Annotated in this window: 21 protein-coding genes and 4 pseudogenes; 6 read left to right on the top strand and 19 right to left on the bottom strand. The window is 72.6% G+C overall.

Annotation, left to right across the window (positions count from 1 at the left end; genetic code table 11):
* Positions 1-86: 86 nt before the first annotated feature.
* Positions 87-1481, bottom strand: a complete 1395-nt coding sequence (locus ACZ4UV_RS50010) for an FAD-binding protein (RefSeq protein WP_467849181.1) — start codon at positions 1479-1481, stop codon at positions 87-89.
* A 250-nt stretch (positions 1482-1731) separates the two neighbouring features.
* Between ACZ4UV_RS50010 and ACZ4UV_RS50005 the strand changes: the two genes are divergently transcribed.
* The 3 genes from ACZ4UV_RS50005 to ACZ4UV_RS49995 all read left to right on the top strand — a co-directional run bounded on the left by ACZ4UV_RS50005 (position 1732) and on the right by ACZ4UV_RS49995 (position 6267).
* Positions 1732-2127 (top strand): GMC oxidoreductase, encoded by a 396-nt coding sequence (locus ACZ4UV_RS50005; protein WP_451022456.1) that lies wholly within the window; start codon positions 1732-1734, stop codon positions 2125-2127.
* Positions 2128-2851: 724 nt separating this feature from the next.
* Positions 2852-5644 carry a helix-turn-helix transcriptional regulator gene (locus tag ACZ4UV_RS50000; RefSeq protein ID WP_467849137.1) on the top strand — a complete coding sequence of 931 codons (2793 nt, stop codon included), beginning with the start codon at positions 2852-2854 and terminating at the stop codon, positions 5642-5644.
* A gap of 140 nt (positions 5645-5784) precedes the next feature.
* The gene (locus ACZ4UV_RS49995) at positions 5785-6267 is read left to right on the top strand and encodes an SRPBCC family protein (RefSeq protein ID WP_451022454.1); all 483 of its coding nucleotides are present in this window, start codon (positions 5785-5787) and stop codon (positions 6265-6267) included.
* Between the two features lie 59 nt (positions 6268-6326).
* Here ACZ4UV_RS49995 and ACZ4UV_RS49990 read toward each other — a convergent pair whose 3' ends face one another.
* Positions 6327-7895, bottom strand: a complete 1569-nt coding sequence (locus tag ACZ4UV_RS49990; protein ID WP_467849128.1) for an MDR family MFS transporter — start codon at positions 7893-7895, stop codon at positions 6327-6329.
* A gap of 208 nt (positions 7896-8103) precedes the next feature.
* Between ACZ4UV_RS49990 and ACZ4UV_RS49985 the strand changes: the two genes are divergently transcribed.
* Entirely contained in the window at positions 8104-8646 is a 543-nt protein-coding gene (locus tag ACZ4UV_RS49985; protein WP_467849123.1) for a TetR/AcrR family transcriptional regulator, read from the top strand.
* 156 nt (positions 8647-8802) lie between these two features.
* Here the strand turns inward: ACZ4UV_RS49985 and ACZ4UV_RS49980 are convergent, their stop codons facing one another.
* The 10 genes and pseudogenes from ACZ4UV_RS49980 to poxB form a co-directional block, all read right to left on the bottom strand.
* Entirely contained in the window at positions 8803-9723 is a 921-nt protein-coding gene (locus tag ACZ4UV_RS49980; RefSeq protein WP_467849118.1) for a TIGR03619 family F420-dependent LLM class oxidoreductase, read from the bottom strand.
* 11 nt (positions 9724-9734) lie between these two features.
* Positions 9735-10184, bottom strand: coding sequence for an HAD-IA family hydrolase (locus ACZ4UV_RS49975; RefSeq protein ID WP_467849114.1), 450 nt, complete (start codon positions 10182-10184; stop codon positions 9735-9737).
* Between the two features lie 121 nt (positions 10185-10305).
* Positions 10306-11142 carry a prephenate dehydratase gene (locus ACZ4UV_RS49970; protein ID WP_451022209.1) on the bottom strand — a complete coding sequence of 279 codons (837 nt, stop codon included), beginning with the start codon at positions 11140-11142 and terminating at the stop codon, positions 10306-10308.
* Positions 11117-11494, bottom strand: coding sequence for a hypothetical protein (locus tag ACZ4UV_RS49965; protein ID WP_467849110.1), 378 nt, complete (start codon positions 11492-11494; stop codon positions 11117-11119). Before ACZ4UV_RS49965 ends, ACZ4UV_RS49970 begins: the two co-directional genes overlap by 26 nt.
* A 33-nt stretch (positions 11495-11527) precedes the next feature.
* Positions 11528-12001, bottom strand: a complete 474-nt coding sequence (locus tag ACZ4UV_RS49960) for a nuclear transport factor 2 family protein (RefSeq protein ID WP_451022211.1) — start codon at positions 11999-12001, stop codon at positions 11528-11530.
* 211 nt (positions 12002-12212) lie between these two features.
* On the bottom strand, positions 12213-13346 hold the full coding sequence (locus ACZ4UV_RS49955; protein WP_451022212.1) for a glycosyltransferase: 1134 nt from the start codon (positions 13344-13346) through the stop codon (positions 12213-12215).
* Positions 13347-13388: 42 nt separating this feature from the next.
* The gene (locus ACZ4UV_RS49950) at positions 13389-14009 is read right to left on the bottom strand and encodes a TetR/AcrR family transcriptional regulator (protein ID WP_451022213.1); all 621 of its coding nucleotides are present in this window, start codon (positions 14007-14009) and stop codon (positions 13389-13391) included.
* A 632-nt stretch (positions 14010-14641) separates the two neighbouring features.
* Positions 14642-15131: pseudogene (locus tag ACZ4UV_RS49945) on the bottom strand (MFS transporter); the annotation flags it as partial.
* A 382-nt stretch (positions 15132-15513) separates the two neighbouring features.
* Positions 15514-15573 (bottom strand): annotated as a pseudogene (locus tag ACZ4UV_RS49940) (MarR family transcriptional regulator); the annotation flags it as partial.
* 276 nt (positions 15574-15849) lie between these two features.
* On the bottom strand, positions 15850-17583 hold the full coding sequence (gene poxB, locus ACZ4UV_RS49935) for a ubiquinone-dependent pyruvate dehydrogenase (RefSeq protein ID WP_467849102.1): 1734 nt from the start codon (positions 17581-17583) through the stop codon (positions 15850-15852).
* 872 nt (positions 17584-18455) lie between these two features.
* On the opposite strand from poxB, the gene ACZ4UV_RS49930 reads away from it, so the two are divergent.
* Positions 18456-18611 (top strand): hypothetical protein, encoded by a 156-nt coding sequence (locus ACZ4UV_RS49930; protein WP_451020159.1) that lies wholly within the window; start codon positions 18456-18458, stop codon positions 18609-18611.
* 66 nt (positions 18612-18677) lie between these two features.
* Here ACZ4UV_RS49930 and ACZ4UV_RS49925 read toward each other — a convergent pair.
* Both ACZ4UV_RS49925 and ACZ4UV_RS49920 read right to left on the bottom strand, forming a co-directional pair.
* Positions 18678-18851: pseudogene (locus tag ACZ4UV_RS49925) on the bottom strand (IS630 family transposase); the annotation flags it as partial.
* A gap of 77 nt (positions 18852-18928) precedes the next feature.
* A complete protein-coding gene (locus tag ACZ4UV_RS49920; RefSeq protein ID WP_467849201.1) occupies positions 18929-19258 on the bottom strand; it encodes a hypothetical protein in 330 nt (109 codons plus the stop codon).
* Positions 19259-19690: 432 nt separating this feature from the next.
* Here ACZ4UV_RS49920 and ACZ4UV_RS49915 point away from each other — a divergent pair, with 432 nt between their 5' ends.
* The gene (locus ACZ4UV_RS49915; RefSeq protein WP_451020158.1) at positions 19691-20404 is read left to right on the top strand and encodes an SDR family NAD(P)-dependent oxidoreductase; all 714 of its coding nucleotides are present in this window, start codon (positions 19691-19693) and stop codon (positions 20402-20404) included.
* A gap of 378 nt (positions 20405-20782) precedes the next feature.
* Here the strand turns inward: ACZ4UV_RS49915 and ACZ4UV_RS49910 are convergent, their stop codons facing one another.
* The 5 genes and pseudogenes from ACZ4UV_RS49910 to ACZ4UV_RS49890 form a co-directional block, all read right to left on the bottom strand.
* Positions 20783-21658: an ABC transporter substrate-binding protein gene (locus ACZ4UV_RS49910; RefSeq protein ID WP_467849094.1), complete on the bottom strand. Its 876-nt coding sequence runs from the start codon at positions 21656-21658 to the stop codon at positions 20783-20785.
* Positions 21659-21716: 58 nt separating this feature from the next.
* Positions 21717-22472, bottom strand: coding sequence for an SDR family NAD(P)-dependent oxidoreductase (locus ACZ4UV_RS49905; RefSeq protein WP_467849091.1), 756 nt, complete (start codon positions 22470-22472; stop codon positions 21717-21719).
* The gene (locus ACZ4UV_RS49900; RefSeq protein ID WP_451020155.1) at positions 22469-23089 is read right to left on the bottom strand and encodes a TetR/AcrR family transcriptional regulator; all 621 of its coding nucleotides are present in this window, start codon (positions 23087-23089) and stop codon (positions 22469-22471) included. The genes ACZ4UV_RS49905 and ACZ4UV_RS49900 overlap by 4 nt, the downstream gene beginning before the upstream one ends.
* 147 nt (positions 23090-23236) lie before the next feature.
* Positions 23237-25414 (bottom strand): SpoIIE family protein phosphatase, encoded by a 2178-nt coding sequence (locus tag ACZ4UV_RS49895; protein WP_451020154.1) that lies wholly within the window; start codon positions 25412-25414, stop codon positions 23237-23239.
* Positions 25415-25515: 101 nt separating this feature from the next.
* Positions 25516-26561 (bottom strand): annotated as a pseudogene (locus ACZ4UV_RS49890) (thiolase family protein); the annotation flags it as partial.
* Positions 26562-26576: the final 15 nt, after the last annotated feature.

Raw genomic sequence — 26576 nt, 5'->3', positions numbered from 1 at the left:
ACCCCTCGGGGCGACCGCCCCGTCACCGGCCGCCGGGTCCCACCGGACGGCCTGGTGACGGGGCTCGTCTGTTTCCAGGGGCCGGGTCAGGCCGGCCTGACGTTGTGGTTGAACCGGAACACGTTGGCCGGGTCGTAGCGCTTCTTCACCGCGGCGAGGCGGTCGTAGCGCTCCGCCCCGAACACGGCGCGCATGCCCTCGGTGTCGGTCGCCTCCTCCGGCGAGAGGAAGTTCGGCATGCCCCGCTCGGCCGCCCAGGGGTTCAGCCCGTCCATGACCCGATCCAGTTGGGCCCGGAGCCGTCCGGCGTCTTCCGGGGCACCGGGCGCGAAGGCGAAGAGGGTGTACGCGAGTCCCCGGCCGGCCACGGAGTTGGGGACCTCCGGCTCTCGGTCGAAGGCGCCGCCCAGCGCCCGGATCTCGACGTTCGCCAGGGTGCAGCCGGAGTCCGCGCCGGCCAGCTCCACCAGTGCCTGCACCGTCTTCCCGGAGAACTCCGCGAGGCCCATGCTGCGGTCGAAGTAGGGCATCGGGTCCACGGGATCCATGTGGATCTCCCCGATCGCGGTGAAGGGCTTCTCCCCCACCAGGTCGAGCAGCGGCGGCGCGGCGGCCCGCAGCGGGGCGACGAGTCCGGCGCCGTCGGCGGCGGAACCCAGGTAGCCGATGCGCAGGTGGACGGCGAAGGCGCCGCGCAGCGGCTCGGGCAGCGCGGGGATGTCGGGCAGCCGCTGGACGCCGATGGACGAGGTCATGTCCTCCCCCACCGTCGGCAGCCAGGCGCGCCAGGCCTCCAGCACCTGCTCCAGGTGTTCACCGGGGAAGTAGATACCGCCGCCGTAGAAGCGCGGGACCGGGAACACCTCGAACCCGATCGCGGTCACCACGCCGAAGTTGCCCTTGCAGCCCAGCAGCGCCCAGAACAGGTCGGGGTCGCCGTGCGGTGTCACCCGGCACAGTTCCCCGTCCGCCGTGACCACGTCCAGCCGGCGCACCTGGTCGGCGGCGTAGCCGTGGGTGCGGCCCAGCAGCGGGCTCTGCCCGCCGCCCAGCGTGTAGCCGATGACGCCGACGTCCGGCGCGGAGCCGACCACCGGAGCCAGTCCGAACTCCGCCGTGCGCGGCAGCACATCGCTCCAGCGCACACCCGCGTCGACGGACACGGTGCGGTTCCGGGCGTCGACGGACATGTCCTTCATCCGGTGGGTGGTGATCAGCAGGCCGCCCTCGGCCGCGCCGACCATCTGGTGGGCCGCGGACTTCACCGCGACCGGGAGCCCGTTCGCCGTGGCGAACCGGACCGCCGCCCGGACGTCCGCCGCGCAGGTCGCGCCCACCGCGAGCGTCGGCCGCAGGCCACAGACGAGGTTGAACGTGGCGCACTCGGCCTCGTAGCCCTTCTCCCCGGGCACCACGACGGGTCCGCGCAGAGATCGCCGCAGGGCCGTCACGTCTTCCGGCCGCAGGGCCACACTTGGCATGTTGGACACGTCCGCACTCATTCCGATCACAACCTCACTCGCACACGCGGCCTGCTCCGCGCCGAAACCTGACGTCACTGAGACGAGACGGAGGCCCTCCTCCGTTCACACTCGACACGCCAGAAGTCACGTGTCCAGAACCACATGTTCCTTCTTCACGGAAGACAGGTATCACGGATACGTGTGTGATCCTGGGATACCTGGTCTGTCATGACGCACCGGTATCGGATTTGACGAATCGTTGGTTTGAATCACTGGTACGCTCTTTGGTGAACCTCGCTACTTCACCGCCGAGCAGGACGTCCGGGCTGTCGTGTCCGGCATCACCACGGCCCGCCGGATCGCGCGGTCGGACGCGCTCGCCGAATGGGGCATCGAGGAGGTCAGCCGGGGGCTCGCGGCGGTGGACGAGGAGTCGCTCGCGCGGCACGCCCGCAGGTATTTCGGCTCCTACTGCCACCCGGTCGGCACCTGCCTCATGGGCGAGGACGAGGTGTCCGTCGTCGACTCCGAGCTGCGGGTGCGCGGGCTCGACGGCCTGCGGGTGGCCGACGGCTCGGTGATGCCGTCCATCCCGTCCAACAACACCAACGCGACCGTGTACGCGATCGCCGAACGGGCCGCCGAACTGGTCCGCCACGCCTGATCCGCGCGCGGTGGCGCCGCCGAAGCGGTGGACCGGCACGGTCCCGAGCGCCACCCGAGCAGCGGACCGGCACGGCCCCCGAGCACCGCCGGAGCAGTGGACCGGCGCGGCCCCGAGGAGGTCGTGGCGACGGCCGGCTTCGTCACGCGGGAGGCGGGCGTGGTCGCGGGCATCAGGGTCGCACAGGGCCGTGGTTGTCTCCGCACCCGTCACGCGCCGCCGGTGCGGACCGGGACGCCCCGCACCCGTCACGGTCCGCGGAACCCGCGCAAGCGGCTGGATCTCTCCGCTGTACGTCAGCATGTCCCGATCCCGGGACCAGGAGACGCCGCACCCGCTGTGCCGCCACTCGCCAGGTGACGCAGCCGGCCATGCACCGGTCACCGCAGGCGCCGGCCGTACACCAGCGCCGGACGACCGTGGTGACGGTCCGACCCGGTGCCGGTCGGGGAACGCGGCCTGCTCGTCCCACTGTCCGACGGTCTTGCGCCGCGACCGGCCCGCGCCTCGAGGACCGGGCCGGTGCGTACCCGCCGACGGCAGGCGGCCGGGAGGCCCGCCCCCGCGTCCCGCGCCGCGGGCCCGGAACCGGGAACACGACAAGGGCGAAATCAGGACGTCCTCTAGACTCCATTCCTGCAGGGGCCGCACGCAGCCTGGTGCCGGCGCAGCCAGGCCCGAGGAGGGTGCGGGCCTCCATGAAGCCGGCCGTGGGAGGCAGCCTGTGAGCGACCTGGACTCGACCGTCTGCCCGGCCTCCACACGGCTGGTCGGGCGCGACGGGGACCTCGCGTTCATCCACTCCTTCTTCGGCAACTCCGAGGTCCAAGGCGCGGCCCTGCTGCTCTCGGGCGAGGCGGGGGTGGGGAAGACCGCCGTGCTCGACGCGGTGGCGGCCGGCGCCGTGCACAACGGCATCCGGGTCCTGCGCGCGGCCGGTGTGCAGTTCGAGGCCGACATCAGCTACGCCGGTCTCAACCAGCTGCTCGTCCCGCTCTTCGACGACTTCGACATCCTCGACGACGTGCACCGCGATGCCCTGCGGGTCGCGGTCGGCATCGGCAGCGGACCGCCGCCCGACCGGCTCCTGACCTCCACCGCGGCCCTGCTGCTGCTCCGGCTGACAGCCGTCCACACCCCCCTGCTCATCGTGGTCGACGACCTGCCGTGGCTGGACCGGGCGACCAACGCCGTGCTCGGCTTCGTGGCCCGTCGGCTCGTGGGCAGCCGCATCGGCTTCCTCGCCGCCTCCCGCGCGGGCTCCGACAGCTTCTTCGAGCCCAGCGGTCTGACCCAGCGGCGGCTGGAGCCGCTGGACGAGTCCTCGTCGGCCGAGCTGCTCGCCCTCACCCACCCCGACGTCTCCCCGGCCGTGCGGCGCCGCATCGTGACCGAGGCCCGCGGCAACCCGCTCGCGCTGGTGGAGCTGCCGACGGCGCTCTCCGCCGAGCAGCGTGCGACCCTGGCGGCGGTGCCCGCCGTGCTGCCGCTGAGCGACCGGTTGCAGGCCATGTTCGCCTCCCGGGTGGCGGGCCTGCCCGAACGCAGCCGGGAGCTGCTGCTGATCGCCGCCCTCGACGGCACCGGCGACCTGGCCTCCGTGGAGGCGGCGGTGGCCGGCCGCGCCTCCGTGGACGACCTCGCCCCGGCCGAGCAGAGGCGGCTGGTCTCGGTCTCGGCGGACAACCGGCGGCTGTCCTTCCGGCACCCGCTGATCGGCTCGGCGGTGGTGGAGCTCGCGACCGCCTCGGAGCGCAGACGGGCCCACCGGGCGCTCGCCGACGTCCTCGGCGACCAGCTGGAGCGCCGCGCCTGGCACCTCGGCGAGGCCGCCGTCGGGCCCGACGAGACGGTCGCCGCCCTGCTGGAGGAGGCCGGCCGGCGCCGGCTGCAACGCGGCGACGCGCTCGGCGCGGTGGCCGCGCTGACCAGGGCCGCCGGGCTCAGCCCCGCGGCGGCAGACGAGAGCCGCCGGCTGGCCGAGGCGGCCTATGTGGGTGCGGACTCCGGCGGCGAGCTGGAGGACGCCTCGCGGCTGCTCGCCGGGGCCCGGCTGGTCCACCCCGCCACCGAACGGGAGTCCCTGCACGCAGCCGCGGCCTCCGCGTTCCTGCTGATCAACAGGGACGGCGACATCGACACGGCGTACCGGCTGCTGGTCGGCGCGATCGAGGCCGGTCAGCACGGCTACGACGCCTCGGACCCCGCCCTCGTCGAGGCGCTGCACCTGCTGGTGCTGCTGTGCTGGTACGGCGGTGACCCGAAGCTGTGGCAGCCCCTGCTCGCGTTCGTGGAACGGCTCGTCCCCGAGCCCCCCGAGCTGCTGTGGGTGATCACCCAGACCTTCGGCGACCCGGCCCGCACCGGTGCCGCGGCACTGCCCCGGCTCTCGGAGCTGATCGCCACGGTGGGCGACGATCCCACCCGGGTGGTGCGCGTGGGCACCGCCGCGGTCTTCCCCGACCGGCTCGGGGAGTTCCGGTGGGCCACGCGCCGGCTGGTGGACCAGGGCCGGGCGGGCACCGCGCCGGTCCGCCGGCACCTGGGCGCGCTGATGCACCTGGGCCTGGACTACTTCCACCTGGGCCGGTGGGACGACGCCGCTCAGCTGGCGGCCGAGGGGCTCCGCCTGTGCGAGGACCACGACTACCGGTTCTTCACCTGGTACTTCCAGTACGTCCAGGCGGCGGTGGCCGGGGTGCAGGGCGACGGCGAGACCAGTGCCGCGCTGACCGAGGAGATCGTCCGCTGGGCGACACCCCGCGGGACCCACGGCGCGCGTTTCTTCGCCTGCCACGCGCGGGCTCTGGCCGCCCTCGGCAGCGGCGACTTCGAGACCGCCTACCAGCACGGCAGCACGCTCAGCCCGCCCGGAACCGTCGCGCCCTACGTGCCGATCGCCATGTGGGGCACGATGGACCTGGTCGAGGCGGCCATCCGGACCGGCCGGGAGAAGGAGGCCGCGGCTCACGCGGCGGCCATGCGCGCGACCGGGATGGCCGGGCTGTCGCCCCGGCTGGAGCTGCTGGTGCTCGCCTGCGAGGCCCTGACCACGCCCGCGGAGGCGGCTGTTCCGCTCTTCGAACGGGCCCTGTCCCTGCCCGACGCGGCACGCCGGCCCTTCGACGTCGCGCGCGTGCGGCTCTTCCACGGCGAGCGGCTGCGTCGGCTGCGGGTCACGACGGAGGCCCGGGAGCAACTGACGCGGGCCCTCGACGCGTTCCAGCGGCTGGGGGCCAAGCCCTGGGTGACCCGTACCGCCGCCGAGTTGCGGGCCAGCGGCCAGTCCGCGCCCGCCGCGGCCCGCCCCGGGACCGTGGCACTGACCGCGCAGGAGTTGCAGATCGCCACGCTGGCGGCCACCGGACTGACCAACAAGCAGATCGCGGAACGGATGTTCCTCTCCCACCGGACCATCGGCACGCACCTGTACCAGATCTATCCCAAGCTGGGCATCACCTCGCGGGCCGCACTGCGCGACGCCCTCTCCCGGCTCGACAGGGGCGACGAGGGCTGAGCCGGCGGCTCCGGCTTCGACCAGTCATTCGACGTATGCCGGGGTCCCGGCCACCGCGCACAGTGGAGGCGGGACGTCCCCGCGGACCGTCCCCCGGTGGCCGGGTGGTGCGCCACCCGGCACCACGAGAGGGGAACCGGATGTTCGGCGCCTCGGACAGCCATCCGGACATCCGCTGGCCGTCGGGCCTCGCACCCGACCAGGCGCACGGTTTCTGTCAGGCACAGGCCGTCGTCCACGCTCCGCCCGCCACGGCCTTCTCACTGCTCAGCGGTGTGGAGCGGTGGCCGGAATGGGTGCCGGAAGTCGGTGAGGTGCGCGCCGGAGCCCTGTCCGGCGGCTTCCTGGTGCGGTTCCACGGGCACCGGTTCGAGATCTGCCTCGGAGAACGGGTGCCGCACAGCCGGCTCGGCTGGTCGGGCATCGGTGCCGGTGTGCAGCTGTACCAGGCCTGGCTGCTGACCGCGGTCGCGGGCGGCACCCATGTGGTGACCGAGAACGTGGTCCGCGGCCCCGCCGCCAGGTCCCTCGGCGCACTGGCACCGTTGTGGACCCAGCGCCTGAACGCCCTGTGGCTCGCCCAGCTCAAGAGGCTTTCGGAGACCGCGCCGGGCGACGTATGACACCGCCGGCCGGCGCCCGCCGCGGGCGTCGGCCGGTCGCGGTCGTGCCGTCCGGCGGGTCAGGCGGCCGGGACGGATCCCTCACCGGTGGCGCGGGCGGCGGTGACGGCGTTGCCCGCGCCGGGGCGGGCGGCATCGGCGGTCCTGCCCTCGCCGGCGCGGGCCGGCCGGAGGAAGAGGGCGAGTCCGATCCCCATGGCCAGGGCGGGGGCGATCCAGAGGTAACCGGTGGCCGTGGCGTGGGCGAAGGCGTCCAGCGCGGTGTCGCGCAGGGCGGCGGGGAGCCGGCCGATGGTGTCGGGGCGGCCCGCGTCGAATCCGCCGGTGGTCGGCAGGGCCCGGGTGCGGTGGGCGAAACCGGTGTTGAGGAGGGTGCCGAAGACGGCGACCCCGAAGGCCGCGCCGATGGAGCGGGCGAAGGTGACGACGGCGCTGGCGGCGCCGAGGTCGGACGCGGGGACGGTGTTCTGGACGGTGGTCAGCACCACCATGGGGACCATGCCGATGCCGACACCGGTCAGCAGGAAGTAGCCGCTCAGCACCAGGGTCCCGGTGCCGGCGCCGATGGTGCCCAGCAGGAGCAGTCCGGCGAGGTTCGCGGCCAGCCCGGCGAGCAGGATCATCCGCAGCCGCCCGGCGTGCGCGGACCGGCGTCCGGCGAGGGACTGGCTGATGACGAGGCCTGCGACCAGGGGCAGCATGTGGACGCCGGAGAGCGTGGCGGAGACGCCGTCGACGATCTGGAGGTAGGTCGGCAGGTAGACCAGGACGGCGAACATCGCGGCGTTCGCGAGGAAACCGATCAGCGAGGAGAGGACCACGGTCCGTGAGCCGAGCATGGCCGGCGGCAGGACAGGCGCGGCGGCGCGGCGCTCGACGGGCACCAGCAGCAGGGCCAGAACGACGGTGGCGGCGATCAGTCCGACGATGGCGGGCGAGCCCCAGCCCCAGCGCTCCCCGAAGGACGTGACCAGGACCAGGCCGGTGGCGATGGCGGCCAGGACGGTGGCGCCGAGGTAGTCGATACGGGCCCAGGCGCCCCGGGCGGCCGCAGGCAGCGCGCGGGCGGCGACGGCCAGGGCGACGATGCCGACGGGCAGGTTGACGAGGAAGGCCCAGCGCCAGGAGAGCTGGTCGGTGAAGACTCCGCCGAGCAGCGGTCCGACGATGCTGGCGACGCCGTAGACCGAACCGAACATGCCCTGGTAGCGGCCGCGTCGGTCGGGGGCGACGATGTCGCCGACGAGCGCGAAGGTGAGCACGATCATGCCGCCGCCACCCACGCCCTGGAGCAGTCGGGCGCCGATCAGCTCGGGGAGGTTCTGCGCGCGTCCGCAGGCCACCGAGGCGATCAGGAAGACGGAGGTCGAGGCCAGGTAGAGCCGCTTGCGGCCGAACATGTCGCCGAGTTTGCCCCACAACGGTGTGACCGCCGTGGAGGCGAGCAGGTATGCGGCGCTGACCCACGCGATGTCGTCGAACCCGTTCAGGTCCTGCGCTATGCGCGGCAGCGCGGTCGAGACGATCGTCTGGTCGAGGGCTGCCAGGAGGACCGCGAGGATCAGCGCGCTCATGGCGGCGGCGACCCCGCCGGCCCTGGGCCGGGCCGCCTGCTGTGTCGTCGGCATCGGAACTGCCTTTCTGCAAAGGGTCAAAGGTGCCAGAGGGTGCCAGAGGTGACGGAGGTGACGGAGTGCGCGACAGACGTAGACGCCTCACCCGATTGACCGTATCCGTTCTAACTGTCACTTTAATGTAGCACTTGATTGGCGGTACTTCACCTTGGAGGGGCGCTACCTGCCTCAGGTTGCACATCCGGTCACTAGACTCGGGACGGTGAGAGCCGACGCAGCACGCAATCTGGAAGCCGTCCTGACCACCGGGGCGCGCACGCTCGCAGCCGACCCGGGCGCGAGCATCGCGAGCATCGCCGCCGAGGCGGGAGTGGACCGGCGCACGGTCTACCGGCGCTTCGCCTCCCGCGAGGACCTCCTCGCCGCGATCTACGAAGCCAGGCTGAAGGCGGTCGAGGACGCCATCGAGGACGCCCGGCTGCGCGAGGCACCCGTGGCCGTCGCACTGCACCGCTACGTGGAGAACGTCATCGGCGTGAACCGCACCTGGCCGGTCGACCTGAGCCGGATGCTCGCCGACGACACCGTCCGCGCCCGCCGTGACGCCTCGGTACGCGAGGTCGACACCTTCCTCGAACGGGCCACCGGCGAGGGCCTGCTGCGCCGGGATCTGCCGCGGGGCTGGGCGAGCGCGCTGCTGCCGCAGCTGATGCACCTGGTGAACCGGCAACTGCCGGAGCTGACCCCCGGGCAGGCCGCGGACGTCGTCGTGGACACCCTGCTGAACGGCCTCGGAACCCCCTGACAGGGCCTCGGCACCCCCCGACACACCGACGGCCCCCGCAGCACACGTCGGGTGTGCTGCGGGGGCCGGTACGGCTGTGCGCAGGGCCCCTGTGGACCCGGGGGCGGTATGGGCCGGGGTCACGCGCTCCGGGGCCGGGCGGGCGACGGGCGGCCGTCAGCCGCGGCGGACTCCCGCGATGAAACGGCCGGCCAGGTCGATGCGCCCGGTGAGGGTCGCGGGCGTCTGCCCGAAGTCCACGAACAGTTCGTGGACCCCCCCCGCCTCGGCCGCGGCGCGGGCGTAGTCGGCGTACTGGCCGAGCGTGCCCGCCCGGGGCATCCCGCCGGGGTCGGTCGGGGTGTCGGTCAGTTCGGGGTTGACGCGCAGCGCGATCCGCAGCTTCTCCGGGTCGCGTCCGGCCGCGGCCGCCTCCTTGCGGACGACGTCCCACATGCCCATCAGGTGGGGCAGCGGCATCGCCACGGGCAGCCGGCCGTCCAGCCGCCGTCCGATGCGCCGCAGACCGCCGGGCGTGAACGCGGCCAGCAGCACCAACGGTGCGGGCCGGGTGCTCGGCTTGAGCCCCACCACGGTCTCCGGGATGGTGAACAGCGGTCCCTGGTGGAAGAAGACGTCGCTGGTCCAGTACTTCTCCAGGACGTCAAGGGTCTCGTCGAGCCGCGCGCCGCGTCCCTTCCAGGGGACCGAGACCGCGGTGTACTCCTCTGGCATCCAGCCGAGGCCCAGGCCCACGGCCAGACGGCCCTGGCTGAGGACGTCCAAGGTGGTCAGCGAATGGGCGAGCACGATCGGCGGCTGCCACAGGCCGTTCAGCGTGCTCGTGCCCAGCCGGACACGGGTGGTGTGGGTGGCCGCGAAGGTGAGGGCCACCAGCGGGTCCATGTGGTTCTCGTAGACCCGTGGCATCTCGCCGTCGCCGCTCGGATAGGGGGCGCCCGGCACCGGCGGCGCAAGGGCGCGGTCGCCCGTCCACAGGGAGTCGTATCCGGCCTCCTCCGCGGTACGGGAGATCCGGAGGATGCCTTCCGCGGTGGCGTCGGGGCCGAAGGTGGGAAGGGCCAGGCCCAGTCTCATGGGGTGTCTCCTCACAGGGTGGGCCGGTCGGGGGCCGTGGCGGGGGCCGGTTCGGTGAGCGGGAGGCCCAGCAGGGTCTCCAGGGCGGCGACCGTCCGCGCGGGGTCCGTCGCGTGCACCGTGGCGAATCCCAGCTCCGCGGCGGGCAGCAGGTAGTGCTCGGTGCCGTCCACGAACACGCACTCCTCGGCGGACAGGCCGAGTGCCCGCAGCACGAGGCGGAAGATCTCCGGTTCGGGTTTGCGTATCCCGTGGGACTCCGACAGCACCACCGCGTCGTACAGCGTGTCGAGCCCGTAGCCGTCGTACAGGTTCCACGGGGTCAGGCCGACGGTGTTGGAGAGGATGCCCACCTTGACCCCGGCCCGCCGGGCCGCGCCGTGGGACTGGTCACGACGGTCACGGTCGCGGGCGACCTGGTACCGGATGGGGGCGCGTCCCCTTTTCGGACCGCTTCGCACACCCCTGTGCCTAGGGTGCCGGAGCGGCGGCGGTCCCGCCCCGACACCGACGGAGGCGGCGGGACCGCGGACCACCCCGGCGGGCGCGGCCGATCCCGGAACCGACCGGGCCGGGGCGCGGTCAGCCCTTCAGGCGGTGCGGGTGTGCCGCGTACACACCCAGGATGCGTACCTCGGAGGAGAAGAAGCGCAGCTCGTGCAGGGCGAGTGCGACACCCGGGTCGTCGGGGTGGCCCTCGATCTCGACATAGAAGCGGCTGGCGTTGAGCCCCGCGCCCATCTGGTAGCTCTCGATCTTCGTGAGGTTCACCCCGCTGGTGGCGAACCCGCCGAGCGCCTTGTACAGCGCGCTCGGGATGTTGCGCACGCTGAAGAACAGGCTCGTCATGGTCGGCTCGCCCCGCTCCGGGGCCGGTGCGGCGTCCCGGGACAGGACGACGAACCGGGTGGTGTTGTCCGGGTCGTCCTCGACCTCGGGCCGCAGCACCTCCAGACCGTGGAGCGCGGCCGCGGCGGGCGGCGCGAGCGCCGCGTGCCGCGGGTCGCCCAGTTCGGCCACCTCGCGCGCCGCCCCGGCGGTGTCGTCGCTGACGAGGGTGCGCCACCCGCCCTCCCGCAGCACCTTGCGGCACTGCCCGAGGGCGTGCACGTGGCTGCGCACGCACTCCACCTGGTCCAGGGTCGCGCCGGGCGTCCCCATCAGGTCGAAACGGATGGCGAGGAAGTACTCCGCGACGATGACCAGCCCCGACTCGGGCAGCAGGTGGTGGACGTCGGCGACGCGGCCGGCCGCGGAGTTGTCCACCGGGATCACGGCCACGTCGGCGCTGCCGAGGGTAACGGCGTCCAGGGCCTGCTCGAAGCCCGTGCAGGGCAGTTCGCGGCCATCGGGGTAGAGCTCTTTGGCGGCCGTCGCCGAGTTCGAGCCTGGTTCACCCTGATATGCGACGGTTGTCACCGTTTGAGCCCTTTCCGAAGGAGGTCCTGTCGTCGCGCGGCAGAAGCTCCCTTGCGAACCGCACCTGTTGAAGTATCGGTGAACTCGTCTCGACCAACGGCACCAGGGGGTGTCCGCCGGCGTCGCGGTCCGACGCGAGGACCTCGTACGCGGCCGCGACCACGTACCGGACGGCGTTGCCCGCCTGCTCGACGTGGTGGGCGAGCCGTTCCTCCATGGACGGCGCCAGACCGTGGCGGGCCGAAGGAGCGGCGTGCAGCATCGCGGCCAGGCTCTGCCGCTCGTCGTGGAGTACGACGGCCAGCTCGGCGGGGACCACCGCCTCGCGCGGCTCCCTGCCCGGCAGCGGCACGGGCGCGGGGCGTCCGCTCGCCCTGCCGTTGTCCTAATCCCGCCCGGCCGCCTGACGAAGGTGCCTGCTCACGTCGCCGACCAGGTTGATGCGGACCCGCCGCTCCACGAAACGCCAGTGACCGTCCCGGCGCTCGAAGCGGTCGTGGTACCGGCCGCCGGCGATGGTCTCAAGGGGCAGTCCGGGGAGGGCCTGAAGCACGGTGACGTACGAGCGTGCCGCCGCCGTGCCCGCCTCCTCGTCGACCTCGACGGCGACGTTGGTGGTGACGTGCTGGGTCCGCGGGGTGCCGTCGGCGTAGACGATCAGTGTGTCGTGGAACATCTTCTCGATCGCGTCGCGTCCGCTCACCGGCTCGCCGCTGCCCGTGAAGACGGCGTCGGCGAGGAGTTCGCCGAGTCCGCCGAAGTCCCCGTCGTCCACCAGCTCGGCGTACCGGGCGATCAGGTTCTCGACGGCACGGTGGCTCGGCGTCCGGTCTCCGGGCGTACGGGGGGATGTGGACATGATCGCCTCCAGGCGGGACGGGCCGGGGGTCGCGCGCCGCCTCCGGTACCCGGAGCTGCGCGTCGGCCGACACCCAGCTTGCCACGCCGTAGACACCTGGTCGGAGGCGCGGGGTCACACCTGGGGCCGGGCGGGGGCCGGGGCCCCGGCCGCCGGGCACCGACACATGTGCGTGCCCGGCGGGGCCCCCGGCCGACGACGGACGCCGGGCTCAGGCCAGGGCGGCGGCCAGCCGGTCCGCGACCTCGCTCGCGGCGGGCATCGCGGCGATCTGCTCGGCGGCGCGGCGGGCGTTGTCCCGGTACTCGGCGCCGCTGAGCACCTCGGTCACGGCCTGTGCCACGGCCTCCGGTCCGGCGGGCGGCAGTACGGCGGACCCGAGACGCGCCGCCGCGACGGCTCCGGCCTGGAGGAACTGGTCGGCGCCCTGCGGGACGACCACCATGGGCAGGCCGCGCGAGAGGGTGCCCAGCGTCGTGCCCGCACCGCCGTGGGTGACGACGAGGTCGACGCCGTCGAGCAGTTCGGCGAGCGGGGTGAACCCGACGAACTCGACGTGGTCGAGCCCGTCGCCGTAGTCGGCGGCGGTCGCGGTCAGACCGAGGGTGACCACGAGGTCGGCCAGCGGCGCGAGGGCGTCGACGATCGGGCGCAGCAGCGCGGGTGCCCCGAAGTGGGTACCGAAGGAGAGCAGCACCTTCGGCCGGCTCCGGACGGCGAGAGCGGCAGGCGTGACCGGGCCGTCCGTCGCGGCGGGGCCGCGATAGGCCTCGGTCCGCAGCGGCAGGCGGCCCTGCGGCGGCTGCCAGCCAGGCCCCTGGAGGACTTCGGGGCAGGGGTCCACGTACCAGGCGGGCGTCGGCACGGCCAGACCGCGTTCCTTGTACGCGGGCTCGGCGACCGCGTCGAAGACGTCGGTGAACTCGGCGGGGATCAGGGGCCCGAACGCATGCTTGGCGTACGGGACTTGCAGCGCGGCGGCGACGAACGGTCCCACGTAGTCGGTGGCCTCGGCGACGATCACATCGGGCCGGAACTCGCGTGCCGCGGCGATCGCCGCGTCCGCCCCCAGCTCGATCCGCGCACCGGCGAACACCTCGGCGGCGACGGCGGGGCTGGGCACGGTCGGATCGTCCACACCGGCCCGGCGCGCGCCCTCCGCGAGCAGCTCGGGCATCTCGGGGCCGACAGCCAGCAGCGGCAGGTGCTCCGCCTCGAGCATCGGCCCGAATGCGGCCGAGGTGAGTACGGCCACGTCGTCCCCGCGGTCGCGGAAGGCGCGGGCGAGCGGGAGCAGCGGCATGAGGTGGCCGTGCGCCGGGGTGCTGGAGAAGAGGATACGCATACCGGCAGTCTAGGACTCTGATGTAGTCACACTTCAACGAATTCAGTCACACTTGAGCAACAGGGCGGAACACACGGCGTCCGTGAGGAAGACACGTGCGCCGTCCCAGTCCCAGCCGATCTCCAGCAGCCGGAACCAGGACGGCGGTGTCACGAAGTACTCCAGGACCCGGACCGCGTCGCCCGCCGTGACCCCCGGGCGGAGCGCGCCGAGCCGCTCCAGCCGGCCGGTCACCAGCGCGAAGCGCTCCCGTTCCAGCCGGCGGATCCGGTCCAGCAGGACGGCGACGCCCTCGTCCACGGTCGCCGCGTCGAAGAGCGCGGTCATGGTGTGCCGGTGGTGGCGGACCAGGTCGTGGATGCTGTGCACCACCAGCCGTACCACCTCGTCGCCGGTGGTGGCGCTCTCGACGGCCGCCAAGACCTCGCCGATGCCCGCGTCACCGGCGGCGCGCTCGGTCAACGCGGCGACCAGGGCCGCCTTGCTGCCGAAGGCCGCGTAGACGGTGCCCTGGGCGACCTCGGCCTCCTCGGCGATGCGCCTGATGGTGACCCGGGCGTACCCGTGCTCGGCGAACAGCGCCCCGGCCGTGTCCAGAATGGCCGTCCGCGTCGCGGCGGCTGCGCGTTCACGCACGGTGGAACGGTAGGTGCGGGACGTCATGGGACCCAGTCTAGGAAAGGCGCCGTGCCCGGTGGTCGTCCCTGCCCGGTCGCCGCCGGGAGGCTGTCGTCCGGCAGCCGCCACCACCGTTTTCAGGCGTGGATGCCGTCCGGGCGGGCTCCGGTTCCCCCTGTTTCGACGTGCTTCGGACGCAACGCCGCCCGGTGGCACCGGAGTCGGCTCCGCCCCTTCGACGAGCGCCGGGGACAGCGAGGTTCACACCCGCGCAGGACAGCGGGTCAGCCCGCCGGTTCCGTCAGCCGGACGTCGTGGACGACCGGGTGCCCGGCCACCACGATGGCGGACTCCTGCGGCCGGTAGCCGTCGGCGGCCGTGGTGAGGACGTACCGTCCGTCCCCCGGCGCGTGCAGCGAGTACGTGCCGTCGGGCCCGACTGCGGACCGGCCGAGCTCGTGGCCCTCCCCGGTGGTCAGCGTGACCGTGCCCTGCAGTACGGCGCCGCTCCCGGCGACGCCCGACCCCGCCGCGGACCGCCGCCCGCTCGGCGGCGAGGTCCCGGGCGTCCACGTCGACGGCCTCGGCGGCCACCGGAACGCCCGCGGCGGCCTCGGCGTTCCGGAGTTCCTCCGCCGCCTGGGCCAGACCGCTGGAGGCGCGCAGCGGGATGACCTCTCGCCGGCCTTCGTCTCGACGTACAGGAAGACCAGCGTCAGCACGAGCGACGCACCGACCAGCGTGTACGTCTGCCAGGACAGCCAGTCGTACCTGTCGTCCGCGAAGGTGACCCGGATCAGCAGGGTGCGGACGGCGGCGGTGACGAAGAAGGCACCGGCCCAGCCGACCCTGACCCGGCGCCTGGTCACCGGCAGGTTCAGGGTGCGCTGGAGCACGACCAGGGCGACGACGGCGAAGGGGATGCCGACGAACAGGCACCAGCGCCAGCCGAGCCAGCCGGTGTCGTGATGACTTGCCCCACAGCGGGTTCGAGGCGGTCACCGCGAGCAGTGAGGCGGTGACGACCCTGGTGTACGCGCTCTGGCCGCCGCCGAGGTCGCCGATGATCCGGGGCAGCGCGTTGGTGACGACGGTCGAGGACAGGATGGCGCAGAACAGGCCGAGCAGCAGACCCGACAGGGCGCGCATGATCTGCGCGTGGGCCATCGGCTCCGGGGCTCCCCTCCTCCTCGGTGGCGTGCGTCCGCACACCTGCGCTGGGAGTGGTTGTCATGGTTCCGGGTTCCTTACGTGCGTGTGACAGCGGGTGTACGGGGGGGGAGGGGGCGGCCCGCGGCGGCGCGGCGCAGGTGTTCTGCGCTGGCCGCGGGTCGTCGAAGCCGGCCCTGAGCCGGGCCAGCAGCAGGGTCAGCCGACGGACGTCGTCGTCGCTCCAGTCGCTCAGCCGCCGAGCCAGCTCCTCGGCGGTGCGGTCGGAGAGCTCGGCGAGCCGGACCCGGCTATCGGCGGTCAGGCGCAGGAAGCGCCAGCGCCGGTCGGCAGGATCGGGGCTGCGGTCGAGCCGGCCCCGGGCCGCCAGGTGGGCCACGAGGCGGCTGGTGACCGACGGGTCGACGGCGAGCAGTTCGGCGAGCCTTCCGATCCGCATGTCGCCGTCGCGGCCGAGCAGCGCCAGGGCGGTGCCAGCTCCGTTGGAGCAGCCGTCCGGGAGGATCCGGCCCAGCTCCCGCCGCTCGGAGCCGACGGCGCCCAGCTGGCGCACCAGTTCCCCGTACTCGGCCTTCTCGGCCACATGTACCTCCATTGTCATTGCCCAAGGCGACTATGGCGTCGGTCAGTCGCCTTCGGCAAACACCTGAGGTGTGCGCTGACGCACACCTCAGGGTTGATACGTCTTTCGCACGGGTCCGTCGGTCCGTGCCGGTCAGCGCAGGAGCCGGCGGGCGACGTTGGTGGTGACCAGGTCGAGGAGTTCCTCGCCCCGGCCGGACAGGACGGTGCGGATCGCGTAGAGGGTGAACCCCTTGGCCTGTTCCACCGTGACCGCCGGCGGTACGGACAGTTCCTGGCGGGCCGTCATGACCTCGACCAGTGCGGGTCCCTCGTGGGCGAAGGCGCCCTTGAGCGCGTCCTCCAGATCGCCGGGCCGCTCGACCCGGCGGGCCCACAGCCCGACGGCGGCGGCGACCTCGGCGAGCTGCGGGTTGTCCAGTTCGGTGGCGTAGTTGACGATCCCCGCCGCCTTCATCTCCAGCTCCACGAAGTTCAGCGAGCCGTTGTTGAAGACGACGATCTTGGCGGGCAGCCGGTTCTGCCGGAGCGTGAACAGCTCGCCCAGGAGCATGGTGAGACCGCCGTCGCCGGACAGCGAGACCACCTGCCGGCCCGGGTACGCCGCCTGCGCGCCCACGGCGTGCGGCAGGGCGTTGGCCATGGTGCCGTGGTTGAACGAACCGAGCAGCCGGCGCCGCCCGTTGAAGGTCAGGTAGCGGGCCGCCCACACCACCGGGGAGCCGACGTCGACGGTGAACACCGCGTCCTCGTCGGCGAGCCGGTCGATGGTGCTCGCCACGAACTGCGGGTGGATCGGGGTGCGTTCGTGGTCGTTGACTGCGAGCGCGTCGAGCGACCTGCGGGTGCGGGCGTAGTGGGCGAGGGCGTCGTCGAGGTGCTTCCGGCCGGTCTTGACGGTCAGCAGCGGCAGCAGCGCGGGCAGGGTGTCGCGGACACTGCCCACCAGGGGCAGGTCGACGTGGGTGCGGCGGCCGATCTGCTCGCCGCGGATGTCGAGCTGCACGACCTTCGCGCCCTGCGGGTAGAACTGCCGGTAGGGGAAGTCGGTGCCCAGCATCAGCAGGGTGTCGGCCTCCTCGATCGCCTTGTAGCCGGAGGCGAAGCCGAGCAGGCCGGTCATGCCGACGTCGTACGGGTTGTCGTACTCGACGTACTCCTTGCCGCGCAGCGCGTGCACCACTGGGGCCTTGAGGGTCTCGGCGAGCCGGACCAGATCGTCGTGGGCACCGGCGGCGCCGGCACCCGCCAGGATCGTCACCCGCTCGCCGTCGTTCAGCAGGGCGGCGGCCTCGCGCAGGGCCTCGTCGTCCGGGCGGACGACGCTGCGGGCCGGGCGGACGACCGTGGGGGCCAGGTCGCGGCCGACCCTGCCGAGGAAGATCTCGCCGGGTACGACGACCACCGCCACTCCCCTGCGCTCCACGGCGGCCCGCATCGCCGTCTCCAGGATGCGCGGCCCGTGTTCGGGGCTGGTGACGGTCTCCGCGTAGACGCTGCAGTCGGCGAACAGCTCCTGCGGGCGGGTCTCCTGGAAGTAGCCGGAGCCGATCTCGGCGCCCGGGATCTGCGCGGCGACGGCGAGCACCGGAACCCGGCTGCGCTGGGCGTCGAAGAGGCCGTTGATCAGGTGCAGGTTGCCCGGACCGCAGCTGCCGACGCAGACGTTGAGCTCTCCGGTCAGCCCGGCCTCGGCGGCCGCGGCGAGGGCGGCGCTCTCCTCGTGCCGCACGTGCACCCAGTCGACGTCCTCCTCCCGGCGTATGGCGTCCGTCAGGCCGTTGAGCGAATCGCCGGGCAGGCCGTACAGGCGGCGCACGCCGGAGGCCTTGAGGGAGGCGATGACGTGTTCGGCGAAGGTGCGCATACGGGTTGCCTTTCGTCGGTCGTGAGCGCGTCCGGTGCGCGGGGCGGACCGCGCGGGGCGGGGCCGACGGCACCGGGGCCTGCCGGGTGGACGAGCCGCCGTCAGTATCGGGAAGCCGACATTGCGCACGCATCCGTCGGATGACTGCTTCCTCGCCTCCGGCCCGTCCCGGCACCTGGGCCGGACTGCTGCCCGACGCCGGTACGGGCGTGCCGGGGCGGGGCGGGGCGGTCCGAGGTCAGCCGACCCGGATCACCTCGAGCCGGTTCGGTCCGCGTTCCGTGGCGCGCAGTGTGATGTCGAACAGCAGTCGTCCGCCGCCGAGACGGAGGGCCGCCTCACCGCCCGGTTCCAGGGGCCGCCCCGGTCCTTCCTCCCGCACCCCTGCCGGGGCCCGGCTGTCCAGCTGACGTACACCCGGGGGCGGCCCGAGTTGCGCACCGTGACCTGCGCGGTCCGGGCGCACCGGGCGCCGTCGGAGTGGGCCGCGGGACAGCGGTACCGCAGGTCACCGAAGCCGTGGGCACCGCAGGAGAGTTCCAGGCCACGCGGGAGTGCGGACCGGCACACACGACCGGCGGAGACCGACGGGACGGTGATGTCGTCCGGGCCGGCCGACGCGGTACCGTTCCGGCCGAACAGCCAGCAGCCGGCGGCCAGCGCGGACCAGCCGGCGGAGACGGAGCCCAGGACACCTCCGCGCCGCGCGGCGGCTGCTCGTCGTACTCGTCGTGACTCCGCCACGCCGTCCCCCTAGGTGACACACCTTGCGCCGACGGCCGCGCACACCTGTCCGCCGGAAAACTTTCACATCCGGGGGCCATGTCGACCGTCGCGCCGACCCGGAGGATCGACGCCGCGATGTCGTCACTGTGAACCGGGCGGGCCTGCACTACCTTGACGAGATCCAGTCCCACGCCGACCAGGCCCGGGCCGAACTGCTGGCAGGACTGGACGCAGGCGAGCGTCGGCAGCTCCACGCCCTCCTGGCGAAAACCCTGGAGGCACACCGGCATGAGCCCGCCTGACAACCCGAGCGGTCCGGAGGGGCCTGACCCCGGATGTTGGACACGGGGTTACCTGAGATCAGCGTTTCAGGGTGACGGTGGTGGGTCGAGGTCGAGGTCGAGGTCGAGTCCGGTTCCGGCGAGGAAGCCGTCTAGGACGGCGGGTCGGTACTGCAGGCGTTTGAGTCGGATGCGGACCAGGGTCCCGAGGCGGTCGAGGGCTACCGAGGCGAGGTTGGCCAGACTGCGCTTGACGTGTGCTCGAAGGCGTGCCCGAAGTCGGCCGGTGCGGGAGCGCTGCTGTGCCCGAAGTCGGGGTACTCGGGTGCCATCAGAGGTCAGCGGTCGGCATGGCGCGCCGGCAGCGGCTCGTACATCCCCCACGCGGGTGGGAAATCTTGGAGCAGGAGCAGGAGCAGCGCGGGTGCGTTCTCGCGTCGGACACTGACCGTCGCCCACACGCCGATCACCGGATCGCGGCCGAGCATGCTGTCTGGCACGTCCGGGGCCAAGCGCTGGATGTTCTTGCCAGCGAAAGCGTTCTGGTCCGCCAGTGGAATCCGTGCATCGGCCTCTCCTGCCTGGCCCGCCGCGCGGCGCCGCCACGGCCGACCCAGGTGTCCTGGAAGAGAGCGTCGCCGCCACTTGCGACCGATGGGCATCGTCACCGGTCTCGATGGTGATCCGGTCGACCACGTCGGGACGGAGGTCGGATGTCCTCGGGAACGGCGGTGTGGCGCTCATTCCGTCGTGAACGGGTTCTCGGTGATCGGCAGCGTGCTGCCCGGTTCCCCGGGAGCCGGGTCGACGTCGAGGTCTGTGAGATCAAGACGCGCGTTGTCCTCGGGAAACTTCATGCAGACCGTGCTTAAGTGGATGGACGTGGACAGGTCTCTCCTCGTGTGGCGCTCGATGTCTCGCAGTCCGCTGGCACCACTGTCCCGCTCGACGGCCGGACTTGCGCCCGGAGAAGTCTCCGGCCCGGGGAGCGGTCAGTGACTTTGCCCGATGATCGGCCGCCCCAGCGCCCCGACGGTGGAAATCATGCGCCACCCGCCGCAGTCCGTAATGCGAAAGATCATCGAGAGCGAGTATCAGGCATGGCTTCCGCGAAGAAGATCGCCATCGTCACCGGCGCTTCCCAGGGCATCGGAGCAGCCGCGGTCGCCGCGTACCGCAAGCTCGGCTACGGCGTTGTCGCCACCGCTCGCTCCATCCGCCCCTCCGAGGATCCCGAGATGCTCACCGTGCCCGGCGACCTCGCTCGGCCCGGCACCGGCGCCCAGGTCGTGGATCAGGCACTGGCCCGGTTCGGCCGCGTCGACACGCTGGTCAACAATGCCGGGATCTTCATCGGCAAGCCGTTCACCGACTACACCGACGCCGACTACGACGCCGTGACCGGAGTCAACCTGCGCGGGTTCTTCGACATCTCGCGCAGCGCCGTCGCCGTCATGCTCACCGCCGGCCATGGCGGCCACGTCGTGAACGTGTCCACCTCCCTGGTCGACCACGCCGACTCCCGGGTGCCCTCGGCACTCGCCTCCCTCACCAAGGGCGGCCTCAACGCGGTGACCAAGTCCCTGGCCGTCGAGTACGCCTCCCAGGGCATCCGCGTCAACACCGTGGCGCTCGGTGTCATCCGCACCCCTATGCACTCGGTCGAAACCCACGAAGCCCTGGCCGGCATGCACCCGCTCGGGCGCATGGGCGAGATCGAAGACGTCGTCGAAGCGATCGTCTATCTCGAGCAGGCCCCTTTCGTCACCGGCGAGATCCTGCATGTCGACGGCGGTCAGAGCGCCGGACACTGAACACCGCTGCCGCCGTGCGCCGCATGCGCCGGACAAGACGCTCCGCAACACGCCCACCGGCGACGGCGCGGTCTACCGGACGAAGCTCACAGGCGAGTACGCCCACCGGACCCTCAAAGGAATCGGCCGCCACCTGTCCCGGCAAGCCCCGAAGGCTTTCGCCCGGGTGTCCTCGACGTCGCCTGGGTTCTGCCCGCTCCGTCACTGCCTTCGCTCGGGCACGCTGCGGCATAGGTGCCGGGGATCGGCACGTCCACCGGCGGCTCGGAGGGAGGAAACCCATACCTGAGAAGAACCACGCCGCGGTCGCGGTCACCGGAGTGACACCATCGGCCCGCGGGCCCAGGGCTTCGCACCCTACGACTCGACTCCTCATGCCTAGGCTGTGGCCGCGGTGCGGCAGAACTCGGCCGCGGTGACGGTGGCAGGGACGCCGAGTTCGGCGGCGACCGCGGTGATCGCCTTGTCGCCGACAGCGAGGTCGGCCTGGCCGTCCGTGGTGAAGTACGGCGCGATGAACGTGTCGTAGTGGGCTCGGGCCTCTTCCGCGGTCTGTCCGCCGAGGAACGTCTGCATGTGGCGCACCGTGGTGTCGGGGTCGTCGTGGATCACCTGAAGGGCGCGCCGGTGGGCTCGTACGACGGCCTGGACCGCGGGGTCGTCCGGGGGGATGTAGGTGGGGTCGACGGCCACGCCGACGGTGGGGATCTGGAAGTGGTCGCCGACCCAGGCCAGCACCTGCCAGCCGTGCTCGGCGGCCACCGCCTCCGGTGCCATGGTGCTGCCGACGTAGGCGGCGTCGATGCTGCCGTCGTTGAGCCGGCGCAGATCCATGCCGTAGTCGCCGGGCGAGCGGACGATGGTCTTCACGTCACGGTCCGGGTCAAGGCCGGCCTTGCGCAGCACGATCCGGGCGAATGCGCCGGGCGGCGTGTGCGGGGCGTGGACCGCCAGCCGTCGCCCGGCCAGGTCTGCCAGGGAGGTCAGGCCGGGGCGGGCGAGGAACCAGAACAGCGGGCGGTGGGTGTTGACACTGAGTGCGACCCACGGGGTGCCGTCGGTCAGTCGTGACAGCAGTGCCCGGCCGAGCCCGATGGTGGCGCAGCGGCGCAGCCGTTCCACGTCCCAGGTGCAGCCGTCGCGCAGCGCGACGTGGACACCCTCCTCGGCGTAGTAGTCCTGCTGGTCGGCGATGTAGGCGGCCAGCTCCTCGTGCAGGCCTCGTCCGACGTAGGCCAAGTCGATCGTGTGCATGAACGTCTTTCTTTGATCGTTTAAGGGGGCGGCCGCGTGTGCGGAGGTCAGGGGGGCGTCAGTGCATGGCCATGCCGCCGTTGACCGCGGCCGTGGTACCGGTCATGAAGGAGTTGTCCTCGGCGGCGTAGAAGGCGACCGCCTGGGCGACATCGGCCGGGTAGGCCAGGCGGCCCAAGGGGGTGGCGGCCACCTGCCGCTGCCTCGTCGCGTCGTCGAGCACGGCATCGGCGGTGCGGGACTCCACCGGGCCGGGCGAGACGACGTTGACCGTGATGCCCTGCGGGCCGAGTTCCTGGGCGAGATACCGGGCGAACTGCTCGAGTGCGGCCTTGGAAACGCCCAGCGCGATCATGCCCGCCCGAGGCAGGCGGCTGAGTCCGGTGCCGATGTAGATGAGGCGTCCCCACCCTCGTTCGGTCATCGTGGGCAGTACGGCTTTGGTGACCGCAAACGCCGCGTGCATCTCGGCGTCGATCTTGCCGCCCAGTTCTTCCCACGTCATGTCCTGGAACGGCTTGACCGCATACGGGATGAGCGCGTTGTGCACGAGCACGTCGATGCCGCCCCAAGCTGCCAGGACCTGTCCGACCATGCTCTCGACGGCCGCCTCCTCGCGCACGTCGGCCTGCATGGCCATGGCCTGGCCGCCCGCGGCTTCGATGTCGGCCACGACCTCCTCGGCCGCCTTGGTGTTGCGGAGGTAGTTGACCACCACGCGCATTCCTCGCGCGGCCAGAAGTCGCGCCGTGGCCCCGCCGATTCCGCTGCTGGCCCCCGTCACCAATGCCACCCTGCCGGTTGTCCCGGTCATGGGCCCACCTCCTGCTCGTCGTCGCGGGCCGTCGGGATGACCGCCCGGGGTTGTTCGTCGTCGAGGCCCTGGCCGGTCGGGCGGATCGCCCCGTACAGCACGGTGTCGACGGTCGCCCGCAGCAGATCGGCCGCGGTCCAGTCCAGATCGCGCGGCAACTCCGACATGAGCAGCCGCTCCAACGCGCCGCGGGTGATCTCACTCAGCAGCTCGGGCGGCGCCGGCAGCAAGCCCTGCCGGTGTCCCTCCCGGAACAGCTCGTCGAGCCGCCGGTAGACCACCGCGTCCACACGCTGCTCCACGTACTGGCGCAGCATCGTGTCGCCCCGCCCGGTGGCGAGCTGAGGCGCGCCGATCCGCCCGAGCTCACTGCCGGCCGCGATCAGGAACCGCTGCACCCGCACAGCGAACGGCTGCCCTTCCGCGTCCTCGGTCGCCGCCACCAGCGTGCGCTCCACCGCGGCGAACTGGCGGTCCAGCACCGCGGCCAGCAGGCTGCGCTTGTCCGGGAAATGACGGTAGATCGTCTTCTTGCTCATCCCGAGCTCACGAGCGAGATCGTCCATGCTCACCCGCGCGAAACCCGACCCGAAGAACAGCCGGCCGGCCGCCTCCACGATCACGTCCGCACGCCGCTCGCCACTGGTGGAAACTCGAGAAACTGGATTAGTTTCCATAGTTCCCATCGTTTCCCTCCGTCTCTTCGCTGTCAAGGCATGCCGTACGTCCCAAGTGCCTGCCGGCGAGGTCTGGCCGGGAGCGCGCTACCCGGCGGTGGCGAGCCCGATGAGCAGCAGGGCGATGTCGTCCGTCCGGGGCGCGGTCTGCCGTGCATGGTCGATCAGGGTCGTGGCGAGCCGGTCCATGGGCTGGGTCGAGGCCCGGCCGAGCTGGGCGGCGAGCCCGGACATGGCGTCGTCCATGTCGACCCCGGGAGTCTCGACGAGGCCGTCGGTGTACAGGGCGAGGACGGTGCCGGGTGTCAGCGGGATCGCGGTGGGGGGATAGTCCGCGTCGGGGTCGATGCCGAGCAGCACGCCGGGTCGGAGCGCAAGGACCTCGGCGTGGCCGTCCGGGTGACGCAGAACGGGCGGGGGATGGCCGGCGGTGGCGAGGACGGCCCGGCGGCGTGCGAGGTCGAGCTGGGCGTACAGGCAGCTGACGAAGCGGCCCGGGTCCATGGCGACCAGCAGGCGGTTGGCCTGCGCGAGGGCCTGTGACGGCGTGGCCCCCGAGGCGGCGTGGGAGCGGATGGCGGGGCGCACCCGGCCCATGAGCGCGGCGGCCGTGACGTTGTGGCCCTGGACGTCGCCGATGACCGCGGCTGCGGTGGTGTCGTCGACCCGGACCAGGTCGTAGAAGTCGCCGCCGATGTCCATGCCGCGGCCGCTGGGCAGATAGCGGGCCGCCACATCCAGTCCAGGAAGGTCGGGCAGCGAGTCGGGGAGCAGGGCCGCCTGCAGGGTCTTGGCGAGTTCGTTGCTGGTGTCGTACAGGCGGGCCCGTTCCAGCGCCTGTGCGATCAGTCCCGCGAGCGCGATGAAGACGACCCGCTGCTGGTCGGGAAAGGGGTGGGGCCGGTCGAAGGCGAACACGCACGAGCCCACCGGACGCCCGGAGGCGATCAGCGGCAGAAACGCCCAGGCATGCAGACCCTTCTGAAGCGGGGCGGGCGGGTAGGCCCGGGACAGCTCGTCGAAGGAGGCGAAGAAGCTGGGCACGCCGGTGGCGAGGACCCGGACCGCGGGTGCCGGGTGGGTCAGCGGCACGCCGTCGAAGTGTTCGAGCAGCGAGGGGTTGTAGCCGCTGCGGCCGATGACCCGCATTCTGCCGTCCTCGGCCGCGAGCAGGGCGACGGTCCGGGCTCCGAACGCCGGCAGCATCTCCTCGGTGACCAGATCGACCACGTCTGAGACGCTCACGGTTTCCGACAGGGCGGCGGCCAGGTGCAGCACCCGGTAGATCTCGCCCAAGCGGATCGGCTCGCCCCGGAACGTCTCCGTCCTGGTGGGCCCCGGCTGCGAGTCCCCGCCCGGACCGGTCGGCGATATGCGGACGCTCACCCCCGAGCCGTCGGGATAGAGCTCGAACGCGAGCCACTGGTCCGGCGGGTGCATGGCAGTGTAGTAGCCGGGCTTCCGGCTGACCACGGTGGCGCGGAAGTGGTCCTCGAAGGCCGGGTCGGTGCACCAGGGCAAGGACTGCCAGGGACGCGTGCCGATCAGATCGTCGGGGCTGCTCGCGCCCACCAGGACGGCGGCGGTGGCGCTGACGTAGGTGAACCTGCCGTCGAGGTCGAGGGAGCAGCTGCCCCAGGGCAGCCGCTCGACGAGGTCGGCCGCGGCGAGCGCCTCGGCCGGCCCCCGCTTGCCGGCGGGCGGCTGCGCCAGGGTGCGGGGTGTGGGTCCCGGGCCGACGGCGTGGCCGGTGCCGGCGGCGTCGCGCAGGAACCGTCCCAGGCGCCGACTGGCGGCACGGACCCGTTCAGGGCTCGGGCCGTCGGTACTGGTGGCGCCGGCGCCGGGCCAGAACAGCAGCAGTGCGCCCCAGACCGTGGTTCCGGTGAGGAGCGGTGCCGCGACCACCGCATGGTGGTAGGGCAGGGCGATCGCCGTGCGGGGATAGCGACGGGCGAGGTCCTCCGGGTCGCCGAGCCAGACGAGCCGCCGCTCGCGCACCGCATCGGTCACGGGAAAGCGGCTCGACAGCGGGACCCCGAACCAGGGCGCGAGATACTCCGCCGGCATGCCTGCGGCCACCTCCAGCCGCAGGGTCTGGCCGTCGGACGCCAGCAGGAAGACCGCTCCCGCGTGCACGCCGGTGTCGCGCACGGCGAGCTCCAGCAGCCGGTCCAGATCGGCCCGGCGCAGTGACCCGGCGGTGGGTGAAGGGGAGCGGGGCCCGTAGGGCTGCGCCGCGCCGCCTTCCCGCATGGCGCACATATCAGTACCGTACGTCCGCACCCGCCGACCCCGCGCGGAGGCCGCTGCCGACTCCCGTCTCGGACGCTGTTCCCCACGACGGTCTGCTCGCCCCGTTCGTGTCAGCGTTCGAGGACGAGGACGAGGGCGAGGCCCCGGCCCACGCCGATGCAGAGGGTGGCGACGCCCGTGCCGGAGCCGCGGCGGGCGAGCTGGTGCGCGACGGTGCCGGCGAGGCGGGCGCCGGAGGCGCCGAGGGGTGGCCGAGCGCGATGGCGCCGCCCTGCGGGTTGAGGATCGCCGGGTCGAACTCCGGCCATTCGGCGAGGCAGCCGAGGACCTGGGCGGCGAAGGCCTCGTTCAGCTCCAGTACGTCGAGATCGGCGAAGGTCCGGGCGGCCTTGGCCAGCGCCCGGGCGACGGCCTCGACGGGGGCGAGGCCGAAGTAGTCGGGGTCGACCGCGGAGACTCCGGTCGCTGAGACGCGTGCCAGCGGCTCGCGGCCGATGGCCTTCACACCCTCCTCATCGGCCAGCAGCAGGGCGGCGGCGCCGTCGTTGAGGGGGGAGGCGTTGCAGGCGGTGACCGTGCCCTGCTTGGTACGGAAGGACGGCTTGAGCCTTGCCATCGCCGCGAGGGAGGCGTTCGGGCGTACGCACTCGTCGGCCGCGAACAGCTGGAGGTCGCCGTTGCGCTGCGGGACCGGGACGGGCACCAACTCGGCGTCGAACAGTCCCTGTTCCTGGGCGGCTGCGGCCTTCTGGTGGCTGTGCAGGGCGAACTCGTCCTGCTGCTCACGGCCGATCTTGTGCTTCTCGGCGATCAGCTCGGCTGACTCCCCGAGAGGGATGGTCCATTGCGGGTTCATCGCCGGGTTCACCATGCGCCAGCCCAGCGTGGTGGAGTACAGCTCGGCGTGGGCGCCCGGGAACGGTCTGTCGTTCTTGGGCAGGACGTAGGGGGCGCGGGTCATGGACTCCACGCCGCCGGCGATGGCGACGGAGGCGTCGCCGACAGCGATGGCGCGGGCGGCCTGGATGACGGCTTCGAGTCCGGAGGCGCACAGCCGGTTGACCGTCGCCCCGGGCACGCTGGTGGGCAGGCCGGCGAGCAGGGCGGCCATGCGGGCCACGTTGCGGTTCTCCTCGCCGGCGCCATTGGCGTTGCCGGGGTGTAAAAGGCG

This window comes from Streptomyces sp. NPDC028289 (assembly GCF_055565975.1).
This window is presented reverse-complemented; position numbering and strand designations above follow the sequence as displayed.